Source organism: Solibaculum intestinale (assembly GCF_040096205.1).
GTDB classification, from domain to species: domain Bacteria; phylum Bacillota; class Clostridia; order Oscillospirales; family Acutalibacteraceae; genus Solibaculum_A; species Solibaculum_A intestinale.
Map to the genome: position 1 here is coordinate 64,092 of NZ_JBBMFD010000001.1, position 26,521 is coordinate 90,612.

Below are 26,521 nucleotides of genomic sequence, written 5' to 3' on the forward strand. Positions count from 1 at the left end.
TATGGCAGGCGGCGGCGGAATATGTCGTAGCACAGGGAAGAAGGACAAGAAACCATGAAAAAAGAGCGGCCGGTTATTAGACGGAGGCCCATAAGGAAGTAAAAAGAATTTTGGTCAGAACCGGCGTGTCAAGTCACGCCGGTTCCGATTCGTTTAAGGAGTCCCTTCCAATCTTCAAAGGGATGCGGATTTGTCCCACATAGGTGAAGTACAAATCGATCTGTACCTGCTTCCTTCCGTTCTCCCTTACCGGGCTGTGTACCACAATTTTGCTCACAAGCTCATTGAGAATGGCGGCGTCAAGTTCTGGAATATCCAGGTACTTGTCCACCAGCTTCAGAAACTCGTTCACATCGGAAACCTGCCCGGCCTGTGTCTCAATTTCCCGTTCCAATACGGCGACAAGCTGTTCCATCTCCATCTGTTCCTTCTCGTATTGCCGGGATAGTTTTAAGTACCGGCTGTCGGACAGCTTGCCCAGCACATTGTCTTCATAGATGTGCTGGATAATCCTATCCAAATCCTCCATCCGCTTCTTCGCCCCGGAGAGGACTTTCTGTTTTTCCGTCAGTTCTGTCTTCCGGCTTTCCTCGTCTTGCGCCAGCATCTCCAGCTTGAAATCCTTCCGGAACATACGGACGTAAATCAATGTCCGCTGGATAGTTTCCAGCACAATCCGGTAAAGCACCTGTTCCCGGATATAATGGATTTTGCAGGAGCCGGTGTTGCTCTTGTAATTGGAGCAGACAAAATGGTTTTGGCTGTCGTCCTTGTAGGTGTTGCAGGTGCAGAAGTACAGCTTGGCCCCGCAGTCGGCGCAGTAGAGAAGGCCGGAGAACATGCTGGTCCTTCCTGTTTTTGTCGGCCTGCGTTTATTCTTCCGCAGCTCCTGCACCCGTTCCCACTGGCCTTTCTCAATGATGGCAGGCTGGGTGTTCTCAAAAACTCGCTGATTCTCAACCGGGTTTTCCATCCGCTTTTTGAATTTCAAAGACTTGGTATAGGTCTTGAAGTTCACGGTACAGCCGGTATATTCCCGCCGTTCCAATATCCCGGCGACGGATTTAGCGCACCACTGATAGAGGTTGTCCGGCATGGCCCAGCCTTTTTGCCTTGCGTGATAGGCGGTAACGGTCAGCACCTTGTCTGCTGTGAGGATTTTTGCGATCTGCATGGGGCCTTTTCCGGCAATGCAGAGGTTGAAGATACGCCGCACCACCCTTGCCGCTTCTTCATCCACAATCCATTTCTTTTTGTCCTGCGGGTCTTTTATGTACCCATAGGGCGGATTGCTGGCGAGATGTTCCCCGGATTCGCCCCGCATTTTTACCACTGCCCGGATTTTCTTGCTGGTATCCTTGGCGTAGTAATCGTTGAACACATTTTTGAACACCGCAAAATCATTTTCCCCTTTGGCGCTGTCCACATCGTCGTTGATGGCGATAAAGCGGACGTCATAAGCAGGAAAGATGAAATCCTGAAGCCGCCCCATGTAGGAATACTCCCTGCCCAGCCGGGACAGGTCTTTGACAATCAGGGTGGATACGCTGTAATCCTCCACATATTTCATCATCTCCTGAAACCCCGGCCTCTGGAAGCTGGTTCCCGAATATCCGTCGTCTACAAAAAATTGGATATTCCGAAACCCGTGTTCGGCGGCATATTTGCTTAATAGGGTTTTCTGGTTGGTAATGGAATTGCTTTCCCCGTCCAGAGCGTCGTCCTGGCTCAAGCGGCAGTATAAAGCGGTGATTTTCTCTGGCTGCTGGTTCATTTGCTTCTCCTTTCTGTTCAGGCAGCCAAGTAAACGGTTGCCCTTATTATAACGCTCCGAATCGCTTTTTACAGCTCCGTTGTTTCAATTTCAGAATCTTTTTCCTGTAAGGCCTTCTCCATCAGCCGTTTCAGTTTCTTTACGATTCCCTCTGAGCCTTTTTCCGCAAAATGGGGAATGACCGTGTAGACGGAGGCGCCTTCAAAGTATGTATATCTGCTGCTTCCCAAATCAAAGTGATACGCACCGTCTTTGAAATGTTTTTCCATTCGTTCCCCCACAGCGGGGTCAAAGTCTTTCAGCAATTCATATAGCTTTTGCTCATCGGTCATTGGAACTTCTCCTTTCATCAACCGGCAGATTCAATGTGATAATAGCTGGCCTGCCAAGGCCCTGTTTCCGGCGGAAGATCAGGCCGCAGGATTCCAGCTCGTGAAACGCCCGTGTCGTTACCTTTCTGCTTCGGCGGAGCTTTGTTTTGGCATCCTCCACGGTAAAGTATAAACGGACAGTTCCATCCGTTTCGATGAAACCTTTCTTTTTGGAAATGCCCGCCCGGTCTAAAAGCAGGGCATACAGCACTTTGGCATCATTGGATAAGTCCAGGGGGATCAGGAACCGGGGGAAAATGAGATAGGATGAAATCTCCGTATCTGTTTTGAATGGAATCATAAATTCTCCTTCCTATCCATCCATCGCTATGATAGATAGATTGATATTGACTGTCTTAACATTAACTCTTTCTTATTAACTACCGTCTAAATCCGGGCCGTCAGAGAGACAGGACAGCCACGGGCTGAAATACAGGATATGGACGCTCCAGAGCGTCCGCTTTTCCGTGTCCTGAAATCCCGAATACGGAGAGTCCCAATACGGACAATTAGAAGCTCAATTTGGGTGGGTAAAAGGGGATGTTCTATCCCGTTGACCGGCGCTTACAAAGCCCGCAGAATCAAGGTTTTTTCGCCTCTAATTGTCCGCAGGCAGCCCGCTTTTTCCGGTCGCCCAAAGTTTTTTGCCTGCGGTGGACGATGGCGGCGCAGGACTTGCAGTATTTCGCCCGGTTGGAACCGGGAAGGAAGGGCTGGCCGCAGACAGCGCACCGCTTTTGTTCCTTTTGATGAAGCAAAGCAGTCTCCAACGATTCATCCAAAGGCAGGACAGCAACGCGGAACCACCTGCACAGCAGGGAGCAGGAAATGCTCTGCACGCAAACTCGTCCTCGCAAGCTCCATATCACTCGCTTTCCTATAAATAGCAAAGCTCGTTTACTTCGCTGCTCGTCCTCTCCCCACAAAGTCATTAAACTTTGTGGGGACCCCGTGAACTCCATCGTCAAGGACAAGGCAGTTCCCTCCGTCATAGTTGCAGCATTGATGAACCGGCTTTCTTGCCCGGCGGTACTGGGAATAGGTCATGATAGGGATTTTCTCTCTGATTTTTATCGTCTCCTTTCAGACTGTCAAAAAACTCTCCCTATCTATCCGTACATTTTGAAAGCAAAATGACACCCCCTTTTGAAAATAAATTTGCGGCAGTCAAAAACACCTTTCATATATCCGTACATTTTTCGAGAGATTGTTGCATGGGTAAACACAAAAATATGCTTCTAATAGTCACTTCATTTCTCAGAGATTTTTACAGTGGGTGTAAAAATTAAAAAAATACCACCACGACTGTTTCAAGCCATGATGGTATTTTTCAAATCTCAAATTTATAGCCGATGCGGCGGATAATAAAACCGAAGGAAACAAAATTTTTACGCCAATTTCCAGTTCTGGCTCTCTGTCTGCAACTTCACCATGCGGGCGTAAAGGCCGTTTTGTTCCAGCAATGTTTTCGGTGCGCCATCTTCTGCCACAGTCCCTTCTGAAAGCACCACGATCTTATCGGCTCCGGCCACAGTGCGCATCCGGTGGGCGATCACCAGCACCGTCTTATCCGCAATCAGGCGGGAAAGCGCCGTTTGAATCAAGGTTTCATTCTCCACATCGAGGGAAGCAGTTGCTTCATCCAAAAGGATAATCGGCGCGTTTTTCAGGAAAGCCCGGGCGATGGAAATCCGCTGCCGTTCCCCACCGGAAAGCTCGCAGCCGTTTTCCCCGATGTTGGTATGCCAGCCCTCCGGCAGCTTTTCGGCAAATTCATCCACATTGGCAAGTTTTGCAGCAGCCAAAACCTGTTCGTCGGTTGCATCCTTATTCCCAATCCGTATATTTTCCAGAATGGTATTGTCGAACAGGGTGACATCCTGAAACACGATAGAGAACAGGGAAAGCAGCGCCTCCGGGTCGATTTTGGAAATATCCATGCCGCCCACGGTGATTTTTCCTCGGCTCACATCCCAGAACCTTGCCGCCAGACGGGAAACAGTAGTTTTTCCCCCGCCAGAGGGTCCTACCAAAGCTGTGACTTCGCCCTGTTTTGCGGTAAAGGAAACATCTTTCAGTACGGTTTCCCCTGTGTTGTAAGCAAAACCTACATGGTCGAAGGTAATGTCATAGCCTTTGTTGGTGAGCGTGCTTTCTCCTTGCTGAATCGGATGGTCGAGGATTTCATTCATACGGGCGATATTGGTACGGGTACTGATAACCGCCGCCAGATTTTGCAGCGCCCCTTGCAGCGGGTCATAGAGCCGTGAAACAACCAACAGGAACATAAAGAAGGTCAGCACATCGAGGCTGCCGCCTATCAGCAGGACAGAGCCTACCAACGCAACCGTGGCAATTCCCAGCTTTAATATGAGTGACGCGGACACCACAAAGGCAGCTAACCCAAACTCATTGAGAATGGAGCGGTGTTCTACGGCACGGATTTTCTTTTCCAAGCCTTTCAGGTATTCTGCTTCGGCGTTGTTGGCCTTGAGGTCGCGCACGGTTTCAATGCACTCCTGAATCCCGTCTGCGCAGGCCATCTTTACATCCATCGCTTTCTGATTGAGCCGTTCCTGCACCTTTGCGGAGAACCCCACAATGGCAAAGGCCACCGGGAGCACCCACAGCGCCGCCAATGCCATGCGCCAGTCGAACACCAAAAGGCTGATGGAAATTAAAACGGTGGAGATGATGGAGCCTGCCAGTTCGGGAATGAAATGGGAAAAGCTCTGTTCCAAAAAGGTGCAGTCGGCCATGATGGTGCTGGTGAGATCCGCCAGATCCTTTTTCCCGAAGAAGGACAGCGGAATCTTCCGCAGCCGTTCGGCCAGCGTAATCCTTCGCACACCGCTTTCCGTATAGGTGGCAAAGTAGGTGGCGTTGTACTGAAAGTAAGTGGTAAGCAAGATCAAGCCAATGCACACCACGCAGCCCACGATGTAAAAAGCGATTTTTTCACCAGGAACACCGCCGGCCATCAAATCGCCTACCAAAAAATACAGCAGGCCCACCGGGAACATAAAGGAAAGGTTTTGCAGCACGCAGGCCAAGCAGCCCTTCACCAAGTCTTTCGCCCCCTGCTCAGAAAGGGCATACCGTTTTTGCAGCCGTTTTATCATATCATTGTACCTCCTTTGCAACCTTCCACTGTACGGAAGTTTGATAATCCTGCCACATGCGGCTGAATACGCCGCCTTTTTCCAGCAGATCACGGCTTTTGCCGCTCTCTGTGATCTGTCCGTCCTCGATGACATAGATTTTGTCTACGCCAGCCACGGTGGAGAGCCGATGGGCGATCATAATCACCGTTTTCCCCTGTGACAGCTTGGAAAAGGCTGCCTGTACGCGGGATTCATTATCCGGGTCGGCAAAGGCGGTGGCCTCGTCTAAGATTACGATAGGCGCATTTTTCAGCATCACGCGGGCGATGGCAATCCGCTGCTGTTCGCCGCCGGAAAGGTACACACCCTTTGTCCCGATCACAGTGTCCACTCCTTTCGGCAGCTTTTCCAGAATGTCATCGCACTGGGCGTTGTGGAGAGCAGCCATGATTTCTTCCCGGGTCGCGTCCGGTTTGCCCATGCGCACATTTTCTAAAATCGAGGCTTTGATGAGGCGGCTGTTCTGAAATACAAAAGAAACGGTATTCATCAGTTCCTCCTTGGCGATGTTCTTTACATCCACGCCGCCAATCTTCACCTGCCCGTCCTGCGGGTCAAAGAACCGGCAGATCAAATTGGCAAGCGTAGTTTTGCCACCGCCGGACGGTCCCACAAAAGCTACCGTCTGCCCTGCGGGAATTGAAAGCGAAATATCCTTGATAACCTCGTTTTTTCCATCATAACTGAAACGAACATGGTTAAGCTGTACCGAAGCGCCGTTTGGGTGTTCCGGCTGCGCTGCTTCTGCAAGAGGGTTCAAATTCAATACGCTGTCGATTCTGTGCAAAGCGTCGTCCACGATCATGGCATTTTCGCTCTGGAACATGATGCGGGTAAGGGTGACGGAGATAATGGGCGTAATGATGATATAGAACATCAGATCCAGCAGAAACTCCGGCGTTACGCCGCCCCGGGTAAAAATCAGCGCACCGGCAATCAGCGCGGCAAACACGCCGTTGATCGCCGCTGTGTAGAACATCATTGGAGCGCGAAGTTCCTTGGTATAGGCAATCACCCACACTTTATACCGGTCAATGGAATCCTTGAACTTCTTGAAAGAAAAGATGGTCTGCCCGAAGGTTTTCACAACGGGAATCCCCCGCACATACTCTACTGCTTCATTGGACATGTCATCGAGGGCATTTTGGTATTCCTTCATTTTTTCCTGCATACGCTGTCCAGTCATCGTCATCATAATCAGGAAGCCTAACACAACTGGAACGAGGCTCAAAAGTCCCAGCCGCCAGTCAAACACCAGCAGCAGGACCAAAAGGCCGCAGGGTGTGGCGATGGCGTTGGCACGGTCGGGAAGCTGATGCGCCAGATAGGTTTCGGTGGCGGCACTGGATTCGTTGACGATTTTGCGCAGCCTGCCACTGCCAAACTGCTCTGCAAACCCCAGCGGCAGCTTTACAATATGCTCCATCGTTTGCAGGCGCAGGTTGGTGGCAATGCGGAACGCCCCTTTGTGGGAGCACATCAGAGCGCCTATGTAAATGAGCACCGCGATCACCGCAAACAGCACCGCCATCCAACCGTTATGGGTTAAATTCTGCGCCCGGCTAAAGTCTGGCGCAACCGCCAACACTTCCTGCATGACCTTCCAAATATAGTAGAAAGGCACTAACGCAACAAGGGCGCTGATAGCGGAAAGCACCCAGGAAGCGTAAGTCAGGTATTTGTGGCTGCCTGCAATCTGTAGCAGGCGTGACAGATTGGATTGTTTTTTCAAAGAAGATTCCTCCTTTTCACTTGATTTATGATAAAGAGAACACAAGCGCGTTCTTCTTATATCCGCGTAAGTTAGTTATTGCTAACCGACGGGCAAAAATTACAGGGCGTTACTGCCCCATAATTTTCATCCATCCGGCTGTATAGAAGGCTCGCATTTCCTTCACATAATTTTCTGCGTCCCCCAGCGGCATCTCGTGAATCACCAATTCAAAAAAGGTGTGGAACATGCCGGTAATCAGAATATGCTCCAGCGCGGGGTCGATCTGCGGGGAAGGTCGGCCAAGCTCCTGCAAGACCTCCTGATAGGCGTGGGTCGCCGCTGCCTCAATTTCCACCATTTCATCAATGAGTCCGGAAAATTTCGTCCCCTCTGAACAGCAGAGGATCAGTTTACATTCCTCGAGATGTTCATAGGCGTAGTGGAGCATATCAAACATGCAAGCGCCGGAAATATCTCCCATAACCTCCGGCTGCTGCTCGTGGGGGAGATCGGCAAATTCCTTCTGCGCTTTTTGAAAGCAGTTCAGCAGATACGCATAATGCTCGCCCACCAAAGCCTCGAACAGTTCTTCTTTGCTTTTGTAATAGCCATAAAAGGCTCCCGTAGTCATGCCGACAGATTTAACGATATTCCGCAGGGAAGCGTCTTTGTAGCCTTTTTCTAAAAACTCTGTTTTTGCCGCTTGATGGATGCGTTCTAAGGTTGTCAGATTTTTGTCTATTTCCCTCGCCTCCTTATAACGCTGTTATATATCACTGTTATATTTTATACCAAGAAGCGGGTTCTGTCAAGAGGGGAATTGTCCATAGAGGCATTTCAAACATTGGAGATAGAACAAGGTGGGAGAGCATACAACGCTGTCCCACCTTTTCTTTGTTATTGTTCTTCAAATTTATAGCCGATACCGTAGACGCTTTTCACATAGTCCGGGAGATCGGGAGCAATCTTTAACTTCTTCCGCAGGTTGCTTACATGGTTATTGACCGCCTTGCGGGAGTAGTAGGTATAGTCCTCATGCCATACCAAATCTATAAGCATCTCATAGGTGAACACCCGTTTGGGATTTAGGATAAGCAGGGAGAAGATTTCAAATTCTTTGACGGTTAGCTCGATTATCTGCTCACGAACCGTAACAAGTCTTTGCTCTAAGCAGAAGTATAAATCATCTTTTTGGATTTCCGTAAAAGGGTGCTTGGCCTGCTGTGGAATGGTATATTTGCCTCGAAAGATGTTTTGATATGGTGTATCAGCCGGATCGACGAAACTTGTTTCGTTCTCGAGGACAAATCGCGTCAGTTCCTTCTTTTGATCTGCGGTAAGCAGGACAAACAATTTTTCTCCTATTTGCCTGCCGGATTCAGCTAAATCAAGTACAGCTAATTTCCCATATCATCACCACCTAACCATCATCCAATGCTTCCTTTAATTTTTGAAAAGACTCCGCGCTGATCGCGTGTTCTATACTACAGGCATCATGCTCTGCGATTTCGGGATCCACACCGGCTGCGATAAGCCGTTCTGTGAAAAAGCGATGCTTTTCGTAAATCTGCTCGGCAAGCTGTAAGCCCTGTTCTGTCAGGGAGAGTGTGCCGTTTGCCGTTTTCATGATATGGCCGGATTTAGACAGTTCCTTGACCGCCCGACTTACCGAAGGTTTTTTCACCCCTAATTGCTCTGCGACATCCACACACCGGACATAGCCTTTTTGTTTCTGGAGCATAAGAACAGCTTCCAGATAATCCTCCATCGCTGATGATAAGGCCATTGGCACACCTCCTTTCCAGAACATCTTCCCTTAGTATTTGCAGCCGTTATTTCGCCTTTACATTGGCGATTTCAATGAACAACTGATCGCTGCCAAAGCTGAATGAATCAATCTTCTCACTATTGAAGGCGGCATATTGGTGAGCCGAAGTAAAGGGAACCAACACAGCTTCATTTGCCGCAAAATCAAGCACTTGGTTGTAGATTTCCTGCACGCGGTTCAAATCGGCTGTGCTGTCCAGTTCTTTAATAGTGTTTGTACCATTTTCCATAGTAAGGGCAACCTGCCACAGAACCGGATCGGACATCGTTTCGGGGTTCATATTTGTCATGGTGAGGAACGGGTCATAGTAGCCGCCGTAGGTTGTGTGGAGCGAAAAATCAAAATCGGTAGAAACCTGTGTGAACCAAGTCAGGTTATCCGAACCGCGAGGCGTTACCTCAAAGCCTACTTCACCCAATTCCTGCGCGATTACAAGCGCCGCATCGTCCATCGTTCCCTGATTGGTGATATAGTCCAGCGTAACGCTTAATTTTGTACCATCCTTTTCACGGATGCCATCGCCATCACTGTCTACCCAACCGGCATTTTCCAGCAATTCCTTTGCCTTGTCTGCATCATAGCTGTAGGTCGTTGTCTCTACATCGCAGTAGGGCAGCGAAGGATCAAGCAACTGCTCTGAAGGTGTTTCAAGGCCAGAGAATACGCTTTCACTGATTGTATCTTTATCAATGGCATAAGCCACCGCCTGCCGGACAGCGGCATCGTTAAACGGCGCTTGCTGTGTGTTAAAGCCAATGAAACGGCTGTTGGAAATGCTGTCATCTAAGGCAGTACCAATTCCATCGACAGAGGAAAGCTCGGCATAGCCTGCGAAGCTCAAACGGGATGTACCTGCCAGCAGGTCTACTTCGCCATTGCGCAGCGCAAGAACCGCAGCATCGGGATCTGCAATGATCTCTACCGTAAATTCGTCTACATCCGGCTTTTCGCCCCAATAGTTAGGATTGCGAACGAAAGTATAAGAGGCTCCATCGCCATCTCCTGCATACATATAGGGGCCGGTTCCCATTGTCTGGGTCATCAGTTCTTCTTTGGTTGTCAAATCCTCATTGAACGCATTGGGCGATACGATTCCCATCGGGTTGCACATGGCAAGGTCGTTCAAAACGCCATAATAGGGTGTAGTGAGGTGAATCGCCACCGTATGTTCGTCCACCACTTCAATCGACTCCGTGAGTATTCCAATCTTACCAAAAGATGCAACATAGTCTCCCAAGTTGGAGAACGCCGCCTCCAAGCTGGTTTTTACTGACTCCGCATTGAGATCAGCTCCATCCGAAAACTTCACGCCTTCTTTCAGGTGGAAGGTATAGGTCAGGCCATCGTCGCTGATGTCCCATGTTTCGGCCAGCCCAGCCTTAAATTCACCGCCGTCCCGGTTGACGAGCGTATCATAGCAGTTACGGGCATAGTAGGTGAATCCGTAAATACCGTTAGAGGTGGCGGGGGACATCGCCGGATAGAAGCCGGTGGAAAAATCCCAGCTTTCTGTTGTCGTAATGCTTACCGGATCCGTATTGGCATCGGAAGCATCGGGAGTTGTACTGTTGCAGGCGCACAGGCCAAGCGTCATAACGCCTGCCATCATAAGCGCAGCAAGTGATTTTAGTTTCATAAAATAAACCGTCCTTTCGTTTTTTTGTATATATCACGCCTGAAAAGCGCATATACCTGTTTCAAATCAAGTGGGAGGCCTGTAAAAGCTGTTTGGTATAGGGATTTTGGAACACATCCAGATTTCCATTCCACCGGCAGCTTTCAATCAGTTTCCCGTTTTGCATTACATGAATCTCGTCCGCGAGGTAAAGCGCCGCGTCAATCTCATGGGTAATGAAAAGATAGCTGCACCTTTCTTCCTCTTGAACGCTTTTTAATAATTCCAGAATCTTTTTGCGAAGGATGACATCCAAACCGCTGATGGATTCATCAAAAACGATATATCGTGGGGAAATCGCCAGCGCACGGGCAATCCCCACGCGCTTTTGCTGCCCGCCGGATAATTCGTCTGTTTTCTTGTTTGCTGTTTCCTTCGGCAGCCCCATACGGTCAAGCAATTCAAAAATTCTCGTCCGTTCTTTCTCTTTGGGTACATGCAGCAGATTTCGGATTGGCTCGGCAATCGCCTGATAAACCGTAAAGTGAGGGTCAAGGGCGCTTTTTCCGTCCTGTAAAACAAGCTGGATCGCTTTGGCTGTTTCTTTTCGCCGTTTTGCCCCTTTACGGGAAATGGCTTTCCCATCCAGCAGGATTTGACCGGAGGATGGGGACTCCAATCCTAAAATCAACCGCGACAGGGTACTCTTTCCACAGCCGCTTTCTCCCACCAAAGCATAGATGCGGTGATCTTCCATAGACAGGCTCACATCCGAAACGGCATCACAGAGCAGCTTATCTTCACCCCGATACTGTTTGCTTACATTTTTAATCTCCAGCACTCGATCACCCCCATCCCAAATGAATTGCCTCAATCAGTTCTTTTGTATAACCGGCCTTTGGGTTCTGCAAAACTTCTTTGGCTCTGCCGCGCTCTACCATCCGGCCTTCCTTCATAATCAGGACATGGCCGCCGATATGCCGGACAACATCAAAATCGTGGGTCACGATCAGAATGGCGCAGCCTTGCTCCCGCAATTTCAAAAGCTGTTCTACCGCCCTGTCCCGGTGAATCGCATCTAATGCGGTGGTCGGTTCGTCCGCAATCACCAGTTTTGCTTTCCCAGCGATGGCAAGGGCGATCAATACCCGCTGGAGCATACCGCCGGAAAGCTGATAGGGTCTGCTGTTCAGGAATCTTTTTGTGTCTGTCAGTCCCGCCCGAGCCATCGCCTGTTCGCAAAGAGAAAGCGCGTCTTTTCTACTAAGCTCCTGATGAAGCCGGAGAAATTCAGCCATTTGAACGCCGATTTTTCGAGACGGATCCAGCGCAGTCATGGGATTTTGCGGTACAAAGGCAATCTGGCTGCCATAGTACAGCGCCCGTTCTTTTTCCTTTAGCTGCAAAAGCGATTTTTCTTCAAAAAGTATCTCACCGCCTACTTGAAAGGCGCTGCGGTTTAGCAGTCCTAAGATTGCCCGGCAGGTCAGGGTTTTTCCGCTTCCCGACTGGCCCAAAAGGGTAATGGTCCCCCCTTCCTCCAGTGAAAAGCTGATGTCCCGCACCAATTCCTGATTCTGATTTTTCAATTTGATGGTAAGGTGCTCCACCTGCAATAGCGTTTCGTTCATAGCACATCCTCCTGTGGCTGGAGAATATCCCGAAGTGCCTCGCCAAACAGGTTAAAGCCTGCTGCTGCAATGAAAATGCAGATGCCCGGATAGATTAACAGTTCCGGGTGAGAATACAGCGCCACCTGCGCTTCCTCCAGCATTGCGCCCCATTCCGCTGTACCGCTGGGCAGGCCAAGGCCAAGGAAAGAAAAGCTGGAAACGGTAAGGATGGCAGAAGCCACGCCGGTTGAAAAATACACCAAAAACTGCGGCAGGATATTAGGGATCAAATGATGGAGCATAAGCTGCCACATCCCACAGCCGGACACCCTTGCGGCCACAATATAATCCCGCCCAAGCTCCGTTTTCGCGTAGGTGCGTATCATCTGCATAAACCGCGCCCACATGGAGATGACAACCGCCCAAATGATATTTTGCAGTCCGTCCCCAAGCACACCAATAATGGCCACCGCAATAATGAGCGTGGGAAAAGCGATAAATACCTGGCTGATTCCTGTTACAATGCGGTCAAACCACCCGCCAATACACGCTGTCATCATACCGAGAATTAACCCGATCCCTCCCAGCAGAATCAGAATGGGAAGCGCCAGACCGAGAGACGCTCTCGCACCATACAGCAGGCGGGATAATTCACACCGGCCAAGCTGGTCGGTCCCGAGTGGATAGTCTGCGCTCGGCGGTTGATATTTCAGTAGTGGATTTACCGTGTCGGGAGAATTGGGAGCCAAAAGCGGTGCAACGATTGCGACAACGCAAATCAGCACGATCAGGGCAAGTCCAATGACCGCCTGCGGATTTTTCAATATTTTACGCAGCATCGCTTTCCTCCTTTCTCCACGGGCACAGCACATGGTTTAATATCTCGCCAAATAGTTCGGCTAACAGATACAGCGCCGCGATAATCAGCATACAAGCGCCAATCGCATTGGCATCGGCTGCCATAATGCAGTTCATCAGATAATTGCCTACGCCCTTGATGGAAAAAACTTTTTCAATCACGGCGCTCCCTGCAATCAAATAACTTACATATTGACAAAACAAAGTAATAACGGGCGGCAGCGCATTGCGAAACGCCTTTTTCCAGAGAATCCTTTTTACTGTCATACCGCTCGCACGGGCGAAACTCACATAGTCTTGGTGCATTTCTTCCAGCAGAGAAGCGCGGAATACACGCACGGTTGAACAAATCACAGGGAAGGACAATGTGATAGATGGCAATATCAATCCCATAATCCCCGGTGCGGGTGTTACGCTGAAAATGGGGATTCCTACAGCAAATCCAAGTAACAGCAAAAAGCCGAGCCAAAACGGTGGGACGCAAATCCCGAACATCGAAACAACCCGCATGATGTGGTCGGTCAGCTTGTTCTTTTTTGCGGCGCACAAAACACCCAGCAAGATCGAAAATACGATAATTTCAGCCAGCGACAAGGCCACTAATTGCAGCGTTTGCGGGAAATATCTCGCCAAATCCGCAGCGACTTCATTGTTTGAAAAAATCGACTCGCCAAAGTCGCCGTGTAAAACTCCGCCAATCCAGTTGATATACCGGACCGGCAAAGGCTGGTCTAAGCCAAGCTCCCCCCGTACCTGTTCAATCGCTTCCGGCGTAGGAGAGAGATTTCCCCGGCGCACAATATAGGTGGCCGGATCCGTGCTGGATAGTGCGGTTAATACAAAGCACAAAACACTTACGCCAAATAGCAGAACCAGCAGCCGCACAATCCGTTTTACCCAATGAGATTTCATCATCGTCACCCTCCTTTCCGGTTAAGCGAAGCTAACCATTATCTCGAAATATCTGCGGCAGGCGGCATAACGCCCGCCGCAGTCTATCAAAGCTATTTTGCAAGTTTCCAGTCCCGCGCCCGCTGCCGGATATTCCAGAAATTTTGATAGATTCCCTTTTGCTGTATCAATTCAGCGTGAACGCCTTTTTCTACGATTTTTCCGTTGTCCACCACTAAAATCTGATCGGCATCCCGAATGGTAGACAAGCGGTGCGCAATGACAATCAGCGTTTTATTTTTTACCAAGGCGCTGATGGCCTGCTGCAAATGCACTTCGTTTTCCGGGTCAACGCTGGCGGTCGCCTCGTCAAGCAGGATAATCGGCGCGTCTTTGAGCATGGCACGGGCGATGGAGATCCGCTGCTTTTCCCCGCCGGACAGAGTAGAGCCGCCCTCGCCAATCACCGTGTCATACCCTTGCGGCAGAGCGGAGATAAAATCATGGCAGCAGGCTTTCTTTGCCGCTTCTACAACCTGTTCATGGGTTGCGTCCGGGCAGCCAAATTTGATATTGTTCTCAATGGTATCGCGGAACAGGTAGACATTCTGGAATACCATGCTCATGTTTTCCAAGAGGCTGTCGCAGGTAAACTCTTTGACATTATGGCCGCCTACGGTAATGCTGCCCTCCTGCACATCCCAAAACCGGGCAATCAGCCGTGTAATGGTGGTTTTGCCGCCGCCGGAGGGGCCAACAATCGCAGTCATGCTGCCCTGCGGAATGGAAAAACTCACATCTTTCAAAATCGGGTTCCCGTTTTCATAGGCAAAAGAAACATGCTGAAAAGCAATATCAAAGGAATCCAAAACAATGTTTTTGCCATCTTCATCAATCTTTTTTGCCTTCTTAATGCGCTCTACCCGGTCAAGGGCAGCGTCCATCGTCCGAATCATGGTTGTCATCTGCCCCATCACTTCAATCGGATTGAAGATAGTAAAGGAGGCGATCAGGATAACGGCAAGATTGGCAAAGGATAAGTCGCCGTGGGCCGCCAGAATCCCAGCGAACAGCATAATCACACAGGCTGCGATACGGAATACCAGCGAATAGGTCATGTTCAGCGGTGTGAAAACCCGTTCTACGTCATAGGCGGCATCCGCATTTTTTTCGTAGGCATCCTCAATATCGCTCAAATTTTTGTCGCACATATTAAAAGACTTTACAACGGAAATCCCCTGCACATATTCCAATGTGGCCGCAACCGCTTCGGACTGGATTTTCTGCCGCTTTGCCGATAAATCTTTTCCTTTCCTCTGCATAAAGCTGTAAATGGGGAAGGAAAGGAGGATTCCCGCTACAAAAATCAAACCAATGCGCCAGTCAAAGGTCAGAATACAGGCGGCCATGACAATCATACTCAAAACGCCGGTTGTAACCTTGTCGAGAATGTGCATGGAATAGTTCTCGAGAAAATTCAAATCCGTTGTCACAGTAGCCGTGATGTCACCCATACTGTTATCGTGGAAAAATCCCATCGGTACATTCCGCAGCCGGTCGCCCAAAGCAATTCGCTCTCTGGCTACAAACTCAAATCCTGCTGTGCTTTGCAGCCGGTAAACCAAGTATTTGAAAAGGATGCGAAGAAGCAAGCCACCGGCAATCAGGCAAATGACGATACCCCATGTTTGGCCTGTGATCGGATGACCGGCCTGAAGCTCCGTTAAAACGATAAACACGGCGGCAATGGGCAATAGGCCAAACATAGATTCCAGAAAGCCGCAGACAAAGCTGCCCCAAATCCGTTTCGATAAATCTCCGCTTAAACGCAGTACGCGCCGGATAATTTTCAGCATGATTCGCTCACCTCCTGATTCATACTCCAATCCATTGCGCTGATGTGAGCTTTCCACATATCCAGATAGGTTTCTGAACGGGATAATAGCTGCTCATGGGTTCCCTGTGCGGAAATCTGCCCGTCCTCCAGCACCAAAATCTGATCGGCATACATAATGGTGGAGAGCCGGTGGGCAATGACAATCAGCGTCTTTCCTTTCGTCAGCTTATCAATCGAACGCTGCAATTTATCCTCATTCTCCGGGTCTGTAAAGGCGGTGGCCTCGTCTAAGATTACGATAGGCGCATTTTTGAGGATTGCCCGCGCGATGGCAAGACGCTGGCGTTCCCCGCCGGAAAGCCTTGCACCGGCGTCGCCTGCATTGGTGTCATACCCTTTAGGGAATCTCGCAATAAATTCATCGCATCCAGCCTGTGCAGCCGCCCATTCTACTTCCTTGTCGGTGGCATCCGGTTTACCGATGCGGATATTATCACGCAGACTCATATGGAACAGAAAGTTGTCCTGCGAGACATAGCTGATCTTCTCCGTTAAATCAGTAAGGGACATTTCACGAATGTCAACGCCGCCCACGAAAACCGCACCCGCGTTTACATCCCAAAATCGGGCAAGCAGCTTGGCAAGGGTCGATTTGCCCGAGCCGGAAGGTCCGACAAAGGCAGTTACAGTTCCCGCCTTCGCAGAGAAGGAAATGCCGTGAATGATCTCACTGTCGCCGTAACCAAAATGGACATCCTTCATCTGCACGTCGGCGCTGTCCGTATGCTTTGGCTGCGCCGGTTCCGGCAGTTCTTCCATATCCAGAAGCGTCTGAATACGTGGCTGCACTTCGGAAATGACAGCAAAACTTTCCCAAAACTCGGTAAAGTTCTGCAAGGAGCCGACGATTGCCATAGAGAGCAGGATGCACACAATGAGTTCGGCAAGGCTAACCGCACCGCCTGAAATAAGAGCCATTCCAACAGGTAAAACAAAGGCAATCGAGGATGGTAGAATCGCTTGGCTGATGCTCATAAACGGCCAGCAATGCTTATACCACTTTGTCGTGATGTCTCTTACCTTTATGACTGCTGATTGGAACCGCCCCATTGAGGAAGCAGTCTGATTAAATGCTTTAATAACCTCCATGCCATTGACATACTCCACAATGGTCGAGTTCATATTGACATTGGACATCATATATTCCTTCATTACTTCACTGCGTCCAAACATCATGCTGTAATAGATCAGGTTTCCCAAAATGGCCGAAACCAAAGCTGCCAGCGCCATACGCCAGTCGATCACCAGCAAATACAAGATGACAAAGATCGGGACAAGTATGCTGGCGGTCATCTCAGGAATGGCGTGGGCAAGCGGCCCTTCCAGCCTTTCCGCATCGTCGATGACAAGCTGCTTAAACTCGCCGGAAGATTTGCTCTGAATCGTTCCCATAGATACCTTGGACATCTTTTTCATAATCGAAGTACGAATATTTTTAATAATTTCGTAAGCTACCTTGTGGGAGCAAAGCGTCGATTTTGCGTAAAGGATATGCTTCAAAAGATACCCGCACAGCGCGATAACCGGCAAAAGGATTGCCCAAGTCGTTGTCAGACTGTTTGCCAATGCCTTTTGCAGCAAGATTGCAACCGCGATATATGGAACAATACCAAAAGCAGAGGACAAAACAGATAGGACAACGGCAAATGATAGCTGCGGTTTCTTTTCGTCGGCAAATTTGAGGATTCCTTTATAGGGGGACTCTCTCTTGCCATTTTCTTTTTGCATATACATTTACCCGCCTTTCCGTGTTATTTTCCAAACACAGTTTAGCATAGCAAAACTGCCTGCGCTTTTGTGACCGAATCCGGCGCTTTTATACCCCAATCCGGCAAATCTGCTTTTACAGTGGGTTGCTTTTTGCATGTAAATGTGCTATTATATAGTTAGTTATTGCTAACCAAGATTTTTATGAAAGGAGTTTGGCATTATGCTTTTACAATGGTCCTCGCCCGAATATGTGCCGCACTCTTTTCAGATTTCCGGCCTTTCGGGTACCATAGGACATAAACAAACCGGCAACTGCTTTGATCTCACAAAACAGGTTGCCGATGGTTTGGTGAACATGCAGGAGCTATCTAAGGGATTGTTTTTGGTGCAGTCCGAGATGGCTTTCAAAAAAGAAACGGAACTGTGTGAAGAATATCCAGAGCGCAAGGTGTTTCAGCTTTCCTTTTGCATGAACGGGATTTGTGAATGGAATTATCGGGAATCAGGCAGCGAGTGCTATCAGCTTTCCCCAACACAGTGCAGCTTGCAGTGCGGAACTCTTTCGCGGTGCGTGAGCCATTTCAGTGCGGAAAATCCTTACCGTACATTGAGTATTTCGCTGGAGCAGGAGCGGTTTGCCCCGCTGATGGAAGATTTAGAAGCCATGCATTTAGTCCGGCAGGATAATAAAATCTGTACCCATGTGTTTTCCACCACACCGGAGATACGACTTGTCTTGCAACAGTTATTGGACTGCCCGCCCGAACGAAAGCTGCGCAGGCTGTACCTTGAGGGAAAGGTATTAGAATTGGTGTCCCTGTTCTGCGATGAAGTGGTTGGAACACAAAAAAACGACAAGGGAATTTCCCGAGAGGACTACCGTTGTTTGATGAAGGCAAGAGAGATCATTGACAACCATTTTCTTCATCCTTTGACAATCGCACAGATTGCCGAACAATGCTTTTTAAGCGAAACCAAATTGAAGCAGGGCTTCAAGACCTGTTTTCATTGTACGGTCTATGAATACATAGTGGAAAAGCGTATGGAGATGGCCTACCGCCTGCTGCAAAGCGGAAAATACAAGGTAAAAGATGTGGTGTGGATGGTTGGCTATACCAATGCGAGCCATTTTATCGACGCTTTCAGAAAAAGATACGGCGTTACGCCCGGGGAAATTTAGTTTCTAACTTTGCGTGAAGATTTTCGGGGAATTGCTGCTTACCAATTTTCTGCATCATGTTAAATAGGAGAAAAAATATGTCTTTCTTTCAAAACACCTGCAAACCAAAAGGATTTGCAGGGAAGGTTATGGTTAATATGATGAACGCCGGTCATGCCGCGCTTGCGGAGTGGGGGTTGGCGCATATAGAAATCCAAGACGATGATTTCTGTCTGGATATTGGCTGCGGTGGAGGGGCTAACCTTAAACGCCTTTTGGAAAAAAGCCCGAATGGACGGATAACTGGTATTGACTATTCCGAAGTTAGTGTTCAAAAATCGAAAAAACTCAATCGAGCAGTAATTCAGGAAGGCCGATGTGAAGTTTTGCAAGGCAATGTTATGAACCTGCCGTTTTCAAAAGACAGTTTTCATTTGGCAACCGCCTTTGAAACGATCTACTTTTGGCCCGATATTCAAATTGCTTTCCAGCAAGTATATCGTGTGCTTAAAAACGGTGGAACATTTCTAATCTGTAATGAGTCCAATGGAAAAAATACAAAGGACGAAAAATGGACGGGCATCATCCAAGGTATGACAATTTACACTTCCGGGCAGATCGAGAAAGCATTGAAAAATGCCGGGTTTTCAAAAATCGAGGTAGACCAAAACAAAAAAGATTGGCTTTGTTTGGTTTGCAAAAAAGATAATTAAAAGGTGCGACAGCATACAACGCTGTCACACCTTTCATTTTACTTCAAATCCATATTCACAGATTGGCAAGCAATGCAAACATGTACATGTTTGCGATTTTGGCGGGGAGCAGACCCGCCAAAACGCTTGTTGAGGGATAACCCCCAAGCCCCCAAGATCGCTACCTTCGGTAGCGGCTGCGCGTCCTGCGAACGCTGAAAAATTTTCAATAAGCAAAAGAAAAACCCTATGCAAATGGTTCGTCCATTCACATAGAGTTTTCTTATTTCCCGTTCACTTGGCATAGGTTAGTATTTTTCTAATACTTCTATATGTTCCTCTGCCATTGCCGGCCGCTCTTTTTTCATGATTGGTGCTCGGGGAAAAATATCGGCATGAACCCAATCTTCCGGACCAGCCGCCGTAATTGCAGCTATTTGCCCAGCCTTTCCCGTGTCCAGCAGAAAAAGAAGCTCGTTTTCCGACAGGTCCAGGGAATGCAAGAAACAGGCGGCGTCTTCGGTCAAAGGGAAGAAACGGCTTTCCAGCCGCCCTCTTGCGCCCAGGGAGACTGGAAAAATAGCTTGATTTTCACTTTATTTATGATTGTTTTTGTTGCTTTTCGCGTACTGATGTGATATTATGATAATAGTTTTATCCATATTTATGGAATTATTGTGCATATTAAAGAGATGAGAAAGGAGGAAGCAACAGGAAGAACCCGATCGCATTCACAAAGAAGAGAAAGAAAAAGGAGTATTTAGGATGAAGAAAGGAAGATCGTTGTTTCGATCCTGCTTGGCTTTGGTGCTGAGCGTGCAGCTGCTGGCGGGTACTATGGCATTCACGGCCGTGGCAGCCGACCAGCCAAAGCTATCGGCTGTTGTGGACAGCGCCCGCCTCCCGGGGGAAGGGGCGGATGCCGAAACCGTGGCCGTGTTCAACGCGTTCAAAGATCGGCAGATGGAGCAAATCAACCACTATGTGGACCAGCCTTCCGTTCCGATTGTGGACGGTGAGGGCGGCACCGGCGAATGGGGACAAGCCGCCGACAGCGCCGCCTGGTCGAAGGCCGGCTATGCCTTTGCGGCGCTCTGGGCCAACCGGGATGTGGACCGGGCCAACCAGTTTGTGGTAAGCCTGTGTAAGGACTATCCACCCACCCCCGGCACCCAGTCCTACCTAACCTATTTCTGCATGAACCTGATGATGCGCACCTGGTTCTCCTTCTCAGACAAAAGCGAGCTGTATCCCGGCCGCCTGACAAAGGAAGCCCAGGCCGCTTTGGAGGATTGGTTCTGGCAGTACCTGACCATCAACGACGGCATCCCCACCGGAGCCGAATTTTCCGAGGAACACATCTTGATTAAGGATTCCGGTAACCACGATCTGGTGCAGAGCTCGTCGTTTTACATCGGGTCCCAGCTGCTCCTTTCTTCCGGCAATTACGCCAATAACAAGGTGGGCGGACGGACGCTGCAGCAGTATCATGATACCTGGGCGGAATACCTGCGCGAGTATTTCCGCATCCGCGGCCGCAAAGGCCTGATTGCGGAGGCTGCATCTCCCAGTTATCCGAAGTTTACCATGGATTCCCTTCTTTCCATCTATGATTTCGGCAAGGAAACAGACATCCACGAACTCTGCGAAGCTTTCCTTGACAACTATTACACCGACCTGATTATGGAAACTTACCAAAGCCGCGGCGGGGCGAAGAGCCGTTCTTATAAGAACTATTATTCCGTCCAGGGCATTGCGGACGCGGGCAATTTCTATAACTATGTCCAGTTCGGTATCCCCGAATACAAGGAAGCCTACAATACCGGCACTTCCAGATGCCATCCCTCCATGCTGAGCACCTGCGCCACCTCCTATCAGGCTCCTTATGTGCTCTATGACTTTGCCGTTCATCCTGAGGCCAAGGGCAGCTATCTGTATGAGTCCACCCCCTTGGGCCGGGGCGGAAACGGTTCGACCTATAAGGCGCTACTGCCTTCCATGACCTTAAAGCAGACCTACGTTACCCCCGACTATATTCTAGGTGCCGTCACCATTGACCGGACCCAGGAGTACATGAAGATCCACAGCCAGAACAAATGGATGGGCGTGATCTTTGAAGGGGGCCTGGCGGAAGGCAAGTACGATTCCCGCGTCTATGTCACCGGCAACGGCACCTCCCATATGGGCGAGATCGAAGGGTATGAAAACCGGGGCACTACCGGCTACAATGAGATCGACGGCATCGGTTCCCAGGGCGCGCTGCTTGTGCAGGGCATCCCGGAGCGGACCAATTGCGACGATACCCTCGTTTACATCTCCAATGACCTCTATAGCACCAAGGCAGAGGAAGACGGCTGGCTCTTCGCCTACGACCCCGACGGCACGAGCTACGTGGCAATCAAGCCCAGCCGTGGCTCCATCAAGAGCGTTTCGGATTTCATCGGCGGCAAATATATCAACTTTACCGAGGACTTTGTGCCGATTATCATCCAGTGCGCCTCCAAGGCGGACTATGCTTCGTTTGATGCCTTCAAGGCCGCAGTTAAGGGGACGCAGTCCGGCTGGACGGGGAATACATTTTTCTTTCAAAACCTCAAGGGCGAGGTTTTGGAGCTGTCCACTGAGCAAAACGTCCTGCCCAAGAAAAACGGCGTTCCCCTGGACCTGACGCCGGAGCTCATGTATAACAGCCCCTACGTCAAGGGCGTCTACGGCAGCGGGATCGTCACCGTGACCAACACCAAGAATGAAACCTTCACCATCGACTTCAATGTGCCCACCGACCCGCTCAATTCCAAGCTGATCGAGGCCAGAGCCATCGTGGAGGGCAACTATACCATCGAAAGCTACGCGGCGTTGCAGACGGCCATTCATGACGCCGAAGCGGTGCATGACAAGCCGGACGCCAGCGAAAGCGAAATCCTCCTTGCCATCGCGAACCTGCAAACGGCCATCGACGGGCTGAAGGCTTACATTCCCCAGGCGGTGCTGGTAGCGCCGGACTTTGTGACCCGTGGCCAGACCTTCACCCCCTCCATTAAGCTCACCTCCCGCACCGGCGAGATGCAGGATCTTCCTTATGCCCTCAACCTATCCGTGGAAGACCCGGATCTCCTCTCCATCGGGGCCGACGGCAGTGTGACCGCCCAGAACAAGGGCGCTACTACCCTGCACGCCTCCTTTGCGAGCTTTGCCGCCCTTCCCAGTGACGCGCTCTATTACTACCTGGAGGCCCTCACCGCAGATTCCCTTTATGAGAACGATTTCTCGTCTGCGGATATGAGCGCCTTTAAAGGGAAAAATCCAGGTAATCTCACCGTCAGCGACGGAATTCTCACCGTTGGCAACGGCGTTGCCGCTTACTATAACGGCGAAGGCGCGAAGGAATGGAAAAACTACAAGTATTCCGGAAAGATCAAGTTCGGCGACCTGGGTCCCGACGTGATCCTACGCGCCCAGGACGAAAAGAATCACATGATGGTCAGCTTCGGCATCAAATCTCTGATCATTTACACGTGCATCGGCGGCACCTATGAGTCGAAAGCGGACATTCCCTATTCCTGCCTGGCGGCGGACGGGTTTGACGAATTCGAAATCTATGCCATCGGTGACACCTACATCGTCTATGTCAACGGCACCCTGGTTACCATTTATCAGGACGACACCTATCAGACCGGTTCGGTGGGCTTTCGCACCTCTTCGCGAGCAAAATACACCGCCGACGATATCAAAGTGGAAGTCTTAAGCGACAGCCTCTCGCAGGAAATCGTCGTGGAACAGGCAACGCTTCCCACCGATCCGCTCAAGGAGAAGCTGGCAGAAGCCCGAGCCATCCAGGAAGACGCCTATACCGTCGAAAGCTTTGCCGCTTTGCAGGCCGCTATCCTGGAAGCACAGAAGGTGATGGACAAGGAAAACGTCACGGAAGACGAAGTGATGACTGCGGTCGGAGAGCTGCAGGTCGCGATCGACGCGCTGGTGGTCTTTGTTCCCCAAGTGGTGCTGGACGCGCCCGCGTCTGTAACCCGGGGCGACACCTTCACCCCCGCTCTCAAGCTTACCACCCGTACCGGCGCCCTTGAGGACCTGCCCTATACCTCTTCTCTGCGGGCGGACGATGACCTCTTTACCGTCAATGCCGACGGCAGCGTCACCGCCAAAAAGGCCGGTTCTACCGTGCTGCGCGGGTTTTATGACGACTATGCCGCGCTCCCGGCCGATTTTCTCTCCACTTATCTTCACTGCCTGACGGCGGAAACGCTCTATTCGAACGATTTCTCCTCCGGCGATCTGAGCGCCTTCAAAGGCAAGAACACGGGCAATCTCTCTGTCGGCGGCGGCATTCTCAATGTGGGTAACGGCGTCACCGCCTATTACGACGGAGAAGGCGCGAAGGAATGGAAAAATTATAAGTATTCCGGCACGGTGAAATTTGGGGATTTGAGCCCTGATGTGATTTTGCGCGCCCAGGATGAAAAGAACCACATGATGGTCAGCTTCGGCTATAAATCCCTGCTCTTCTATACCTGTGTAGACGGAACCTATACTCAGATTCAGAATATTCCCTATGCTACCTTAGGAGAGGGCGACACCGCCGCTTTCGAAATCTACGCCATCGGCAGCACCTATATTGTCTATGTCAACGGTGCGCTTGTTATGGTGTATGAGGACGATACCTATCAAACCGGCTCGGTGGGCTTCCGTACTTCCGGCAAAGCCGCCTATACCGCCGACCACATCAAGGTGCAGATTCTGGAAGAGAATCTGGCCAAAGAAATTGTCGTCGAGGAAAAACCGGTGACCGCCAATGCCGACAAGAAAGTCTATGCGGTCAATGAGCCCATCACCGTGACCGTCGTCGCGTCCGAGGATTGGACCCGGCCGGTGCTCCGCAATGAGTACGGCGTCTACCTGGCCACCCAGTGGACCAAGGAACCCATCGGCAATGGCGACGCTAAGTTCACTCTGACCTTCTCGCTTTCCACCAAGGGGGAACGCGTCATGGACGTGCTGCTGCGCGACGGGGAAGGCAGTGAAACCGATGCGAACGTCAATGTCTCCTTTGTCATCGGTGATGCGGCGGTTGTTCCAGATGTGCCGGCGGAGGTCTATTCCATCCAAGCCCCGGCCTTTGGCGCGGTCAATCAGTCGCTTACCTTTACCATTAAGACCAGCACCGCGGTATCTAAGGTAGCGCTGTTTAACGAGTCGGGCATTGGCTTGGCCGCCAGCAGCGTGAGCTATGTGGACCATGGCGACGAACGCATCTGGACCTATACCATCGCGGTCGGTACGCCCGGCCAGCGTACGTTTGCCCTGAAGATCAAGGATGCGGCCGGTTCTCAGTGGTTGGACACTGCATATACCGCCCGGATCACCCTTTCCCGCGGCTAAACACCATTCTCATATCCAAAAAGCCCCGGTCTTCTGTTACAGAAGGCCGGGGCTTTCCTTTTGTGGTTTTTTAAGGCAAGAAAAACGGGTACCGTCTGTGGGAGGTACCCGTTTTCTGGGAATAAGGAGAGGATTGTTGGAACATGGATGGGAGAGTTCTGATCTCTTGATTGTTAGTTTATCAGGCAAGTGTGACAAAAGTTGCAAAAAAACGTAAGCAAACCGAGAACAAATCGTGAAAAAATAATGAACGTCCCATCGCGCCGCTTCAATAAAAGCAAAAAACTAGAAACGGCTTGGTCCATATCCCTCTCCTTCCGGTCAGGCCGGGGTTCGGTGCCGCCCGGCTTCCCGCAGGCTGGGGCATAGGAGCATAGAGACTCCCAGCAGCGCCATGAGGATTCCGGTGATAACCAGCAGCCATTCCACGGAAACCACGTCGGCCAGAGGACCGAAGATGGCCATGCCCAGCGGGAGGGCGGAAGAGGAAACGATCTGCACCAGGCCGAACACCCGCCCCTGCATCTGCGGTTCCACCGTTTCCTGCAGCAGCACCATGCCCGGAGAACCCACGAAAGGCATGGAAAGCCCCGTCAGGAACAAAAAGCACAGGTAAACCACGAACACCCCGGCAAATCCCAGAAGCATGGTGAAGATCCCGAAGACGACGGTACCCATCACCAGAGTATTGAGCCGGTTTCGAAACCCGCCCCACGCGGCGATAATCAGCCCGCCGATCACGGTTCCAAAGCTCCAGAGCATTTCGTTGGCCGTGAGCATCCATACCTCCTCGCCGAAGGTGCGTGTGGTCAGAAGAGGCGTAAGGAGAGCCGCCGGGGTGACGAGAAACATCAGCCCCGCGTAGAAGAAGAGAAACACCCGCAGAAACCGGTGGTTCCACGCATACCTCAGGCCGAACTTTAGGTCTGAAAACGCGCCGCGTGTTTCTTCTTTCTCCCGCTTTACTTTTGCCACCTTCAGCCGGGACATGATGACGATAGCGATGGCCGCTGTCACCACGTCAATGAAAAAGGCGGCTTCCAGCCCGGCCATAGAGAGGACGGCGCCGCTCACCGCCGGGGACACCAGCATCGTCAGCGACTGGATGGTACTGTTGAGGCCGTTGATGCGCATGAGCTTTTCCTGGGGAACGATCTGCGGGATCATGGCGGTTACCGCCGGCGTCTGCACGCCCGTTCCCGCCGAGCGCACCGCCGCCACCAGGAACAACAGCCATAGCTCCTGATAGCCGCACAGGAAAATGACCGCCAGAATCAGCGTGGAAAGTGCGATCGCCCCGTCGGAAATCATGACCAGGTATTTGCGGTTGTGCCGGTCGGCCCATACGCCGGCGAACAGGGAAATCAGGATCTGCGGCAGGAAGCTGCACAGGCTCGAAAGCATGATCATCACACCCGACGAGGTGGACAGCGTTACATACCAGACAATGGCGAACTGGGTAATGGACGAGCCGAACAGGGAAACGGCCTGGCTGGACAGGAACCAGCCGGCCTTTTGCCGCCAATGGACGTATTCGGCCGGCAGAGGCTGGGAAATATCGGTCAGCGGGTGGTCTTCTTTTTTCAATTTCTCCTCCTTTGCGGAAAACACGGGTGAATTTTGAGAAAAAAGATCATAGCATATTCCTGTCGATTATGCAATGGTTTTTCTTATGTTTTCCCAGTCCCATTGATTTCCTGCCTCATGACCGTTTCTCAGATGATGGCTGCCCCGTACCTTATGAGAAATGAGAACCGGTCCTGCGGGAAGTGGAGGCAAATTAGCTCTTCCAAGTTCAAAGCCGCAAAACCGGAAAACAGCTCATATTCGGCATTTTCGCG

At 50.5% G+C, this 26,521-nt stretch carries 21 protein-coding genes and 1 pseudogene; 3 read left to right on the plus strand and 19 right to left on the minus strand.

The annotated features are described in order from the left end of the window. Positions 1 to 133: 133 nt before the first annotated feature. The 17 genes and pseudogenes from WMO26_RS00305 to WMO26_RS00385 form a co-directional block, all read right to left on the minus strand. Complete coding sequence (locus WMO26_RS00305) at positions 134 to 1,774, minus strand: recombinase family protein (RefSeq protein WP_349217525.1); 1,641 nt, start codon at positions 1,772 to 1,774, stop codon at positions 134 to 136. Between the two features lie 68 nt (positions 1,775 to 1,842). Further along, the gene (locus tag WMO26_RS00310) at positions 1,843 to 2,106 is read right to left on the minus strand and encodes a hypothetical protein (protein ID WP_349217527.1); all 264 of its coding nucleotides are present in this window, start codon (positions 2,104 to 2,106) and stop codon (positions 1,843 to 1,845) included. Continuing rightward, positions 2,096 to 2,446 (minus strand): replication initiator protein A, encoded by a 351-nt coding sequence (locus tag WMO26_RS00315; RefSeq protein ID WP_349217529.1) that lies wholly within the window; start codon positions 2,444 to 2,446, stop codon positions 2,096 to 2,098. The genes WMO26_RS00310 and WMO26_RS00315 overlap by 11 nt, the downstream gene beginning before the upstream one ends. A 280-nt stretch (positions 2,447 to 2,726) precedes the next feature. Beyond that, positions 2,727 to 3,035: a cysteine-rich VLP protein gene (locus tag WMO26_RS00320; protein ID WP_349217882.1), complete on the minus strand. Its 309-nt coding sequence runs from the start codon at positions 3,033 to 3,035 to the stop codon at positions 2,727 to 2,729. Between the two features lie 60 nt (positions 3,036 to 3,095). Beyond that, positions 3,096 to 3,219 (minus strand): annotated as a pseudogene (locus WMO26_RS00325) (cysteine-rich VLP protein); the annotation flags it as partial. A gap of 314 nt (positions 3,220 to 3,533) precedes the next feature. Next, on the minus strand, positions 3,534 to 5,267 hold the full coding sequence (locus WMO26_RS00330; protein WP_349217531.1) for an ABC transporter ATP-binding protein: 1,734 nt from the start codon (positions 5,265 to 5,267) through the stop codon (positions 3,534 to 3,536). Between the two features lies 1 nt (position 5,268). Then, positions 5,269 to 7,041 (minus strand): ABC transporter ATP-binding protein, encoded by a 1,773-nt coding sequence (locus WMO26_RS00335; protein ID WP_349217532.1) that lies wholly within the window; start codon positions 7,039 to 7,041, stop codon positions 5,269 to 5,271. A gap of 109 nt (positions 7,042 to 7,150) precedes the next feature. Beyond that, positions 7,151 to 7,765: a TetR/AcrR family transcriptional regulator gene (locus tag WMO26_RS00340; RefSeq protein WP_349217883.1), complete on the minus strand. Its 615-nt coding sequence runs from the start codon at positions 7,763 to 7,765 to the stop codon at positions 7,151 to 7,153. A gap of 155 nt (positions 7,766 to 7,920) precedes the next feature. Further along, positions 7,921 to 8,376, minus strand: coding sequence for a winged helix-turn-helix domain-containing protein (locus WMO26_RS00345; RefSeq protein WP_349217534.1), 456 nt, complete (start codon positions 8,374 to 8,376; stop codon positions 7,921 to 7,923). 67 nt (positions 8,377 to 8,443) lie between these two features. Then, positions 8,444 to 8,809, minus strand: coding sequence for a metal-dependent transcriptional regulator (locus WMO26_RS00350; RefSeq protein ID WP_349217536.1), 366 nt, complete (start codon positions 8,807 to 8,809; stop codon positions 8,444 to 8,446). A 46-nt stretch (positions 8,810 to 8,855) separates the two neighbouring features. Further along, the gene (locus WMO26_RS00355; protein ID WP_349217538.1) at positions 8,856 to 10,487 is read right to left on the minus strand and encodes an ABC transporter substrate-binding protein; all 1,632 of its coding nucleotides are present in this window, start codon (positions 10,485 to 10,487) and stop codon (positions 8,856 to 8,858) included. A gap of 61 nt (positions 10,488 to 10,548) precedes the next feature. Further along, entirely contained in the window at positions 10,549 to 11,307 is a 759-nt protein-coding gene (locus WMO26_RS00360) for an ABC transporter ATP-binding protein (protein ID WP_349217540.1), read from the minus strand. Positions 11,308 to 11,311: 4 nt separating this feature from the next. Further along, a complete protein-coding gene (locus WMO26_RS00365) occupies positions 11,312 to 12,097 on the minus strand; it encodes an ATP-binding cassette domain-containing protein (RefSeq protein WP_349217542.1) in 786 nt (261 codons plus the stop codon). Beyond that, complete coding sequence (locus WMO26_RS00370) at positions 12,094 to 12,918, minus strand: ABC transporter permease (RefSeq protein ID WP_349217543.1); 825 nt, start codon at positions 12,916 to 12,918, stop codon at positions 12,094 to 12,096. The genes WMO26_RS00365 and WMO26_RS00370 overlap by 4 nt, the downstream gene beginning before the upstream one ends. Continuing rightward, positions 12,908 to 13,852: an ABC transporter permease gene (locus WMO26_RS00375; protein ID WP_349217545.1), complete on the minus strand. Its 945-nt coding sequence runs from the start codon at positions 13,850 to 13,852 to the stop codon at positions 12,908 to 12,910. Before WMO26_RS00375 ends, WMO26_RS00370 begins: the two co-directional genes overlap by 11 nt. Positions 13,853 to 13,941: 89 nt before the next feature. Beyond that, entirely contained in the window at positions 13,942 to 15,684 is a 1,743-nt protein-coding gene (locus WMO26_RS00380) for an ABC transporter ATP-binding protein (RefSeq protein ID WP_349217546.1), read from the minus strand. Next, a complete protein-coding gene (locus tag WMO26_RS00385) occupies positions 15,678 to 17,453 on the minus strand; it encodes an ABC transporter ATP-binding protein (RefSeq protein ID WP_349217548.1) in 1,776 nt (591 codons plus the stop codon). Before WMO26_RS00385 ends, WMO26_RS00380 begins: the two co-directional genes overlap by 7 nt. A gap of 202 nt (positions 17,454 to 17,655) precedes the next feature. Here WMO26_RS00385 and WMO26_RS00390 point away from each other — a divergent pair, with 202 nt between their 5' ends. Then, positions 17,656 to 18,615: a helix-turn-helix domain-containing protein gene (locus tag WMO26_RS00390; RefSeq protein WP_349217550.1), complete on the plus strand. Its 960-nt coding sequence runs from the start codon at positions 17,656 to 17,658 to the stop codon at positions 18,613 to 18,615. Between the two features lie 77 nt (positions 18,616 to 18,692). After that, the gene (locus WMO26_RS00395; RefSeq protein WP_349217551.1) at positions 18,693 to 19,307 is read left to right on the plus strand and encodes a class I SAM-dependent methyltransferase; all 615 of its coding nucleotides are present in this window, start codon (positions 18,693 to 18,695) and stop codon (positions 19,305 to 19,307) included. A 287-nt stretch (positions 19,308 to 19,594) separates the two neighbouring features. Here WMO26_RS00395 and WMO26_RS00400 read toward each other — a convergent pair whose 3' ends face one another. Continuing rightward, a complete protein-coding gene (locus WMO26_RS00400; RefSeq protein ID WP_349217553.1) occupies positions 19,595 to 19,813 on the minus strand; it encodes a hypothetical protein in 219 nt (72 codons plus the stop codon). A 238-nt stretch (positions 19,814 to 20,051) separates the two neighbouring features. Here WMO26_RS00400 and WMO26_RS00405 point away from each other — a divergent pair, with 238 nt between their 5' ends. Further along, positions 20,052 to 24,680 (plus strand): hypothetical protein, encoded by a 4,629-nt coding sequence (locus WMO26_RS00405; RefSeq protein WP_349217555.1) that lies wholly within the window; start codon positions 20,052 to 20,054, stop codon positions 24,678 to 24,680. A 321-nt stretch (positions 24,681 to 25,001) separates the two neighbouring features. Here WMO26_RS00405 and WMO26_RS00410 read toward each other — a convergent pair whose 3' ends face one another. Beyond that, on the minus strand, positions 25,002 to 26,267 hold the full coding sequence (locus tag WMO26_RS00410; RefSeq protein ID WP_349217557.1) for an MFS transporter: 1,266 nt from the start codon (positions 26,265 to 26,267) through the stop codon (positions 25,002 to 25,004). Positions 26,268 to 26,521 lie beyond the last annotated feature (254 nt).